This window comes from Nostoc sp. CALU 546 (assembly GCF_048836525.1).
In genome coordinates this window covers 56,715-63,431 of the sequence record NZ_JAWJTF010000054.1, presented here as the reverse complement: position 1 = coordinate 63,431, position 6,717 = coordinate 56,715, and the positions used below count along the sequence as shown (strand labels likewise).

The following is a 6,717-nucleotide window of genomic DNA, read 5'->3' as shown; positions in this document are numbered from 1 at the left end:
CTCTGCTCCCCCTGCTCCCCCTGCCTTTCAAGGGTAGGTATTTAAAAATCAGGCAGTAGAGAGGGTGATTTGAGAGACATGGAGTTGTGGAGTCAAGGAAGGCCAAGGTTCAGGGAAAAAGCTACCTTGAGGTAGGGGAAGACGATTAAGAACGGCAGCCTTAATCACTAAAAATCCACGACGGAAACATGAGAGACAACGATGGAAGACACTATTTTTCAAATTGCGTCGTGCAACGTGGGTTTGTGGTAATTCGTCTAAACTACTAATAGGCAAATTGGCATCAATAGCACCTCCAACACTAACCTGCCATAAAGTAGCGATTGCGATCGCTAACCAATGTCTCTCGGCTCGTTTGGTATCTGTCATTTTAGTTTGATGCCAAGCAAAACCACCTCTTTTACCGTCTTTAAATAGACATTCAATCCAAGAGCGCATCGAATACCAACAAGCATCCGCAACTTCGGGTTGTAAATCGGTGAGAATTAACCAAGGTTCGGCATAGCCCTCGTCATGACGGGCTAACAATGTACATTCAATCGGGTTACTTTTGAAACAAGTTACCAATGACTCAAATGACTGACCAACTTCTCGAACAAGAGTATTTAGAGGTAGCCAAGAAACAGTACCTTTAATTTGAAACTGCCCCTGAAGGTTAATCCGCATAAAAGGATGCCAACCACAGTTCAAGATTTGTTGATACAACCACTCAGCATAAAGCCCTCTATCTGTGGTGACAATTACAAACCAATCTGGTGGTACAGTTTTGTCTATATGGCGAAATAATTCTTCCCAGTGAGGTTTCCAACTTCCAGGAATGGTAGCTTCAACTATTTTCCAGGCAATTGGAATTCCACAGCCACGGTAAACAATGCTAATTGCTAATACAGTAAAGCGATCGCTTAAAGTTGAAGCATCTGCTGCCAATGCTAGACGTTTTTCACCTTTAGGCCAAAGACTTAGAATCCAAGATAGTAGTGGACTAAAACAAGATGTCACATCCAATGAAGTTCGACCAGTTTTTGTTTTATCTTCTGCGTCTCGATACCATTCCCGCAGTTGCTGACGTATAGTATTCTCCTTTTTACCCAGTAGTTCTGCTAAAAATACTGAAACCGTTGTCAGTCCACTTGATTGGGTCATTACTATCCCAAAAGTCCACATTGCCAGTACAACAGCTTGAGGTTTTGTGAGATTTGGCATTTTTTCAATTACTTTTCTAGTCCATTCTCTTAATTCCTCGCTTTTTCCTACTTGCATTCACCCTCCTGCACCCGTAGTAATTCTGCTGATAAAAGCTAGATAGTATTTTACCTGCAAAAATACGCCTTTATTAAATACCTACCCTTGAAAGGCTCCCCCTGCTCCCTCATCCCTCTCCTCCCCCCTCCCCCTCCAGGCGTCGCAGTTGAATTTGATGCAGGCGTGGGCCAACAATTGATACCACAGTGAATTCGATATTTTCATAACAGAAGGTTTCGCCTTTAACAGGAATTTTCTGTAACTGATACAGTAAAAAGCCTCCTAGTGTCTGGTATTCTCTTGTCACGGGTAAATTGAGATGCAAAACTTCGTTGAGGTCTTCGAGGTTGATTTGCGCCTGCACCAGAAATTTCTGCTCATCTAACATCTGAATCAGTAAGTCGTCGCTGCTTTCAGGTTCGCCGGCGTCGCCAATGATTTCGGCAATGACATCTTTGATTGTCACTAGTCCCACAGTACCGCCAAATTCATTCACTACCATGACCATAGCGGGTTTCTCTTGCTGCATCATGGGCAAAAGTTCACTCAAGGGCGTATGTTCTGGAACAAACCGGGCGGGACGCATCCAAGGTTGGATTTGTGTCTCTAAACTTAGGTTTCCTACAGCCAAAGGTTGTGCCAAATCTTTAAAATAAACAATGCCGCGAACATCGTCCAAAGATTCACCAATCACGGGATAGCGAGAGTAACCAGTAGAAGCCATTTCTTTGAGTAATGTCTGGAAGGTAGCATCTTTTGGCAGTGTGATAATACTGGTGCGAGGGATCATCACATCTTGGGCCATGACATCCCCAAACTCAAAGACATTATTGAGCAGTTCTCGCTCCGCACGCTGTAAACCAGTAGATCCCCATTCTGTAGAAATAATCAGTTGCAATTCTTCAGGGGTTACAGGTGGTCGCCAGCCTTGACCTGTGTATTGGATGCCAAAAATTCGTAATAAAAAACGAGTTGATTGGTTGAGAATCCAAATGAAGGGGCCAAAAAAACGCACGATCGCTTTTACCGAAGGCCCCAAAAACCTCGCTAGCTGTTCTGAGTAAAGCATAGCTAAGGATTTGGGACATAGTTCTCCGATCACTATTTGCAAATAAGCAATCAAGAAAAAGGCAATGGGAATTGATAAGGAATGCGCCAGGAAGGTAGTCATCCCACTAGGTAAAGGCCAGGATTTAAACCATGCATTCACCAGGACGACAATCGTACTTTCGCCAATCCATCCCAGTGCCAAACTAGATAGGGTAATGCCTAACTGGGTGGTAGATAGCAGTCGGTCAATACTGCGTTGTAGCATTTCGACTGCGATCGCTGGAATATCCCCAGCCTTAACTAGCTGGTGAATACGCGATCGCCGCACGCTCACCATCGAAAATTCCGCTGTCACAAAAAAGGCATTTATGGCAATCAGTAGTAGCACTGACAATAACCGTAGCGCCACATCTGTCCAAATTAAATTAGGAAAACCAATCACCACCAAAGCTCGTGTAAAACTCACGCCCTCCATTTAGGGGAATGGGGAGTTAGGAAGGGAATAGGGTACAGGTTACAGGGTACAGATTATTCCCTATCACCTGTCACCTATCACCTCTCCCCTAATCCCAATGCCCAATCTACCTTTCTACAGGAATATCCAATGCCTCTAGCTTCAATTGTTGAGCGGGATAGTCAGTAAGAGCAAGTGATATTTTTTTGACATCATCAAGTAAAGCTGTGGGAATGCTCACTGTACCTGAAAATGCTGGCCCATTTACAGGCAATTCTGTTGGTAAACCCTCTGTACTGGCACTCAGGGTTCGTCCTTTATCATCGCTAACATCTAGAAAACTATAAAGGAAGCGCACAGAATCCTTACCTTTGTTCTGCATTTTTACTTTCAGAAGCAAATCACCACCAGAGTAGCGGAAAGATTCTACAGTCATGGTTACACCCTCACTTTGGGCAGTAATCGGAAAACCTGGCTGGGGTTTTTCTTCAACCACTGCTGGGGGTTTTTCCTCTGGCTTCTGCTTGCTGCTATTGGTTTCTTCATCGTCTTCCTCTAGCTTTTCTGATTTAGCAGCCTTGGTCTTACCCTCAACTCGCGCCTTAACAATTTTCAGAATCTCTTCCTCTTTTAATAGCACTAGCCCTCCCTGTTGAGAGCTATTTGCCTTATTGCTGGCAAATTTGGTTGTGGGTCGCCCATCTGGTGTGGTAACGCCTTTAAGTGCCGAACTCCCTAGTTCAAACCCCAGAAGTGCGCTCACAGAACCTGCTCCCATCATCAGGATTAACAAAATCAAAGTAAGAAGTACAGTAGAATTTATTTTCATCGCTGACAAGCTATCACAATAGAATGCTGGTCTATTTAAGAATAGTGAAGCTTTTGACCTCAATCCTTAAAGGAACTTAATCAATATTAGTTTGCACTATATCTATGATCAAATTATGTAGTATAAAAATCTAGTAAACTATTGTCCAGTGTTCACACGTGGTAAATTTGTGGTATATTCATTGAATTGGCTAAACTCGGTATATGAGGTATTCTCCTCGTTGTAAAAATTAGCCAATTAAGGTTGACCTAAGAGTGAAAGCAATTTACTCATAGCAACTCAACACTACAAGCGCCTTTGGCCGATTGGGGAGGCAACGAACTCATAATTCGTCTTCAGGCTGGTTCGATTCCAGCAGGGCGCACTGACATCATCAAAAACTAGTAATAGACGGAATTAGGGGAGAGGTGACAGGTGATAGGGAATAATCTGTACCCTGTAAGCTGTACCCTATTCCCTTCTTCACTCCCCAATCTTACCGAGATGGTAAGGTTTCAAACCTGAATTCAGTTCCTACTCTGAGTTTGTTGCTATTCAAACGAGGAGACATCATCAGTGATGTGTCATAAGGATTTGGTAAATCAGGGGTGCGAATATAAGGATCGTTGCCAACTTGCTGAGTCAGGACATCATGATATAAAGTGTTAACCAACTCAGCATCGCGGGCAATTTCATTTTCTGGGAAAGAACCACCGAAACCAGAACCAGATCCTAGAAATGAGTCTAGCTGGCGTTTGAGGCTGCTATTTTCGTAGAAATTGCGATCGTGACGAAAATAAGCTCGTTCAAATACATCACTCGTAGTTTCAGCTTTCGGTGTTTCCGTTTGGGCAGATGCAACAGAGGGAAAAGCAATACCAGCAGCAAGCAGCACTAATAAACCACCAAGGGTTTTGAATTTTATACGCACGTTTCCGACTCCTCAATTTTTGTTTTGGGCGAATCTTAATTTATGCTTAAGTTCAGAACTCTGATGAGTTCAACCTTTGGTGTAGCACAACTTTTAATGTTTTGTAATGACGTATCCTACTGAAACTCTTACCCACTCAGATATTTGGGCAACCACTCCTGATTTGACCACCTTGCGCCACAAGCTACTAGATTTATTTTGTCAACTTGCTTATCAAGAGGGTGATTTTCTCCTTTCTTCTGGGTTACGTAGTTCTTATTATGTCAATAAGACACAGGTAACACTGCATCCTCAAGGGGCTTTGGCAGTTGGGCGTTTAGTGTTTCCTTTGTTACCTTTAGATACACAGGCTGTAGGTGGTTTAACAATGGGGGCTGACCCAATTGTGACAGCAGTGAGTATAGTTTCTGTTTATGAAAACCGACCGATACCAGCGCTGATTATTCGCAAGGAAGCCAAGGGTTATGGGACGAAAGCTTATATAGAAGGTCCCAGTTTACCAGAGGGTGCAAAAGTAGTAGTTTTGGAAGATGTAGTTACAACTGGACAATCGGCTTTGAAAGCAGTTGAGCGTCTTAAAGATGCAGGTTATACCGTCAATCAAGTAATTTCACTAGTAGATCGACAACAAGGAGGAGGGGAATTGTACGAGTCAGCGGGGTTGAAGTTTGAAACTTTGTTTTCAATTCAAGAAGTTCAAGAACGCTACCGACAACTTGCGAATTCATAAGTGTCACTTGCCAAGTTGTTTGACAATTTGACAAATTTATGTAATTTAAATTATTACTCTTATTAAAGCCTTAATAAGGGTTTTATTATTTTAGGCTCAAAATAGCCTTTACTGCACTGGCGATCGCAAATATGTAAGTTACCTGATAAACGGTTGTTTAAGTCTCCATTTATCAGTAAGTACTGAAATTTTTATATGTATTTTAAGCCAGCAGCGGGATTTGAACTCGCGACCTTCCGATTACAAGTCGGATGCACTACCACTGTGCTATGCTGGCAGGTTTAGCGATTGCTCTTAAAAAGCAACCACAATTTATTATTGTACCATAATCAATTTATTTGTCTAGGTGCGATCGCTAAAATTATTTCCCTCTGACTAGATTGGGCTATGAAATCCGAAAGTTTGGCAAAAGCTAACTCAAATCCTGGGCTGAACCCAAAAATATCTAGTCGGCTCTAAAACTGTATTTTCTTGGCACGGCTGAATAAAGGAACGGAAATATATAATTATTTTTTACAGATTACAAGCATGGCAGCATTGCTCGGACGAGATTTATTAAGTCTGGCGGACATCAGTCCTACGGAACTTCAAGAACTCCTGGAATTGGCAACTCAACTTAAATCGCAACAGTTGAAGTTGCAGTGTAATAAGGTTTTGGGGTTGTTGTTCTCCAAAGCTTCAACTCGCACACGGGTAAGTTTTACTGTGGCGATGTACCAACTGGGTGGACAGGTAATTGATCTCAACCCTAATGTCACTCAAGTTAGTCGTGGCGAACCTTTGCAGGATACGGCGCGGGTGTTAGATCGATATTTGGATATTTTGGCAATTCGCACTTTTGCCCAGCAAGATTTGGAAACTTTTGCTCATTATGCCAAGATTCCCGTGATTAACGCACTTACCGATGCAGAACATCCTTGTCAGGTATTAGCTGATTTATTGACGATTCAAGAAGGCTTTGGCAATCTGGCTGGGTTAACTTTAACCTACGTGGGTGATGGGAATAATGTGGCCAATTCTCTGATGTTGGGCTGTGCTTTGGTGGGGATGAATGTCAGAATTGCTACTCCTAGCGGATATGAGCCAGATTCTAGGATTGTAGAGCAAGCAAGAGCGATCGCTAACAACAAAACTGAAGTCCTCCTCACTCACGATCCAGAATTAGCTGCAAAGGGTTCTGCTGTACTTTACACTGATGTTTGGGCAAGTATGGGACAAGAAGCAGAAGCCGATAACCGGATGCCAATTTTCCAGCCTTACCAAATTTCGGAGCAGTTATTGAGCCTTGCTGACCCAGAGGCAATTGTTTTACACTGCTTACCAGCTCATCGCGGTGAAGAAATTACCGAGGTAGTTATTGAAGGTTCCCAATCACGAGTTTGGGAACAGGCAGAAAATCGCCTCCATGCCCAAAAGGCTTTGCTTGCGAGTATTTTAGGAGCAGAGTAGGGAATAGGGCACAGGGTATAGGGTATAGTTTTCTTGCTTGTAACCTGTACCCT

6 protein-coding genes and 2 tRNA genes are annotated in these 6,717 nt (G+C 42.9%); 3 read left to right on the top strand and 5 right to left on the bottom strand.

Annotation, left to right across the window (positions count from 1 at the left end; genetic code table 11):
• Positions 1-48 precede the first annotated feature (48 nt).
• The 3 genes from RRG12_RS24205 to RRG12_RS24195 form a co-directional block, all read right to left on the bottom strand.
• Entirely contained in the window at positions 49-1,260 is a 1,212-nt protein-coding gene (locus tag RRG12_RS24205; protein WP_420758009.1) for an endonuclease, read from the bottom strand.
• A gap of 109 nt (positions 1,261-1,369) precedes the next feature.
• A complete protein-coding gene (locus tag RRG12_RS24200; protein WP_420760935.1) occupies positions 1,370-2,767 on the bottom strand; it encodes a hemolysin family protein in 1,398 nt (465 codons plus the stop codon).
• Between the two features lie 106 nt (positions 2,768-2,873).
• Positions 2,874-3,575: a hypothetical protein gene (locus RRG12_RS24195; protein ID WP_069068975.1), complete on the bottom strand. Its 702-nt coding sequence runs from the start codon at positions 3,573-3,575 to the stop codon at positions 2,874-2,876.
• Between the two features lie 291 nt (positions 3,576-3,866).
• On the opposite strand from RRG12_RS24195, the gene RRG12_RS24190 reads away from it, so the two are divergent.
• Positions 3,867-3,939 (top strand) — tRNA-Ile (locus tag RRG12_RS24190).
• A 111-nt stretch (positions 3,940-4,050) separates the two neighbouring features.
• On the opposite strand, the gene RRG12_RS24185 is transcribed toward RRG12_RS24190, so the two are convergent.
• On the bottom strand, positions 4,051-4,485 hold the full coding sequence (locus RRG12_RS24185; RefSeq protein ID WP_069068976.1) for a hypothetical protein: 435 nt from the start codon (positions 4,483-4,485) through the stop codon (positions 4,051-4,053).
• A gap of 106 nt (positions 4,486-4,591) precedes the next feature.
• On the opposite strand from RRG12_RS24185, the gene pyrE reads away from it, so the two are divergent.
• On the top strand, positions 4,592-5,215 hold the full coding sequence (gene pyrE, locus RRG12_RS24180; protein WP_069068977.1) for an orotate phosphoribosyltransferase: 624 nt from the start codon (positions 4,592-4,594) through the stop codon (positions 5,213-5,215).
• Positions 5,216-5,420: 205 nt separating this feature from the next.
• Here pyrE and RRG12_RS24175 read toward each other — a convergent pair.
• Positions 5,421-5,492: transfer RNA gene (locus RRG12_RS24175), tRNA-Thr, on the bottom strand.
• 251 nt (positions 5,493-5,743) lie between these two features.
• Here RRG12_RS24175 and argF point away from each other — a divergent pair.
• Positions 5,744-6,664, top strand: coding sequence for an ornithine carbamoyltransferase (argF, locus tag RRG12_RS24170; RefSeq protein ID WP_420760934.1), 921 nt, complete (start codon positions 5,744-5,746; stop codon positions 6,662-6,664).
• Positions 6,665-6,717: the final 53 nt, after the last annotated feature.

Excerpts from the sequence above, each read along its gene's own strand:
- RRG12_RS24205 (WP_420758009.1), bottom strand. The coding sequence starts at position 1,260 with ATGCAAGTAGGAAAAAGCGAGGAATTAAGAGAATGGACTAGAAAAGTA.
- RRG12_RS24200 (WP_420760935.1), bottom strand. The coding sequence starts at position 2,767 with ATGGAGGGCGTGAGTTTTACACGAGCTTTGGTGGTGATTGGTTTTCCT.
- RRG12_RS24195 (WP_069068975.1), bottom strand. The coding sequence starts at position 3,575 with ATGAAAATAAATTCTACTGTACTTCTTACTTTGATTTTGTTAATCCTG.
- pyrE (WP_069068977.1), top strand. The coding sequence starts at position 4,592 with ATGACGTATCCTACTGAAACTCTTACCCACTCAGATATTTGGGCAACC.
- argF (WP_420760934.1), top strand. The coding sequence starts at position 5,744 with ATGGCAGCATTGCTCGGACGAGATTTATTAAGTCTGGCGGACATCAGT.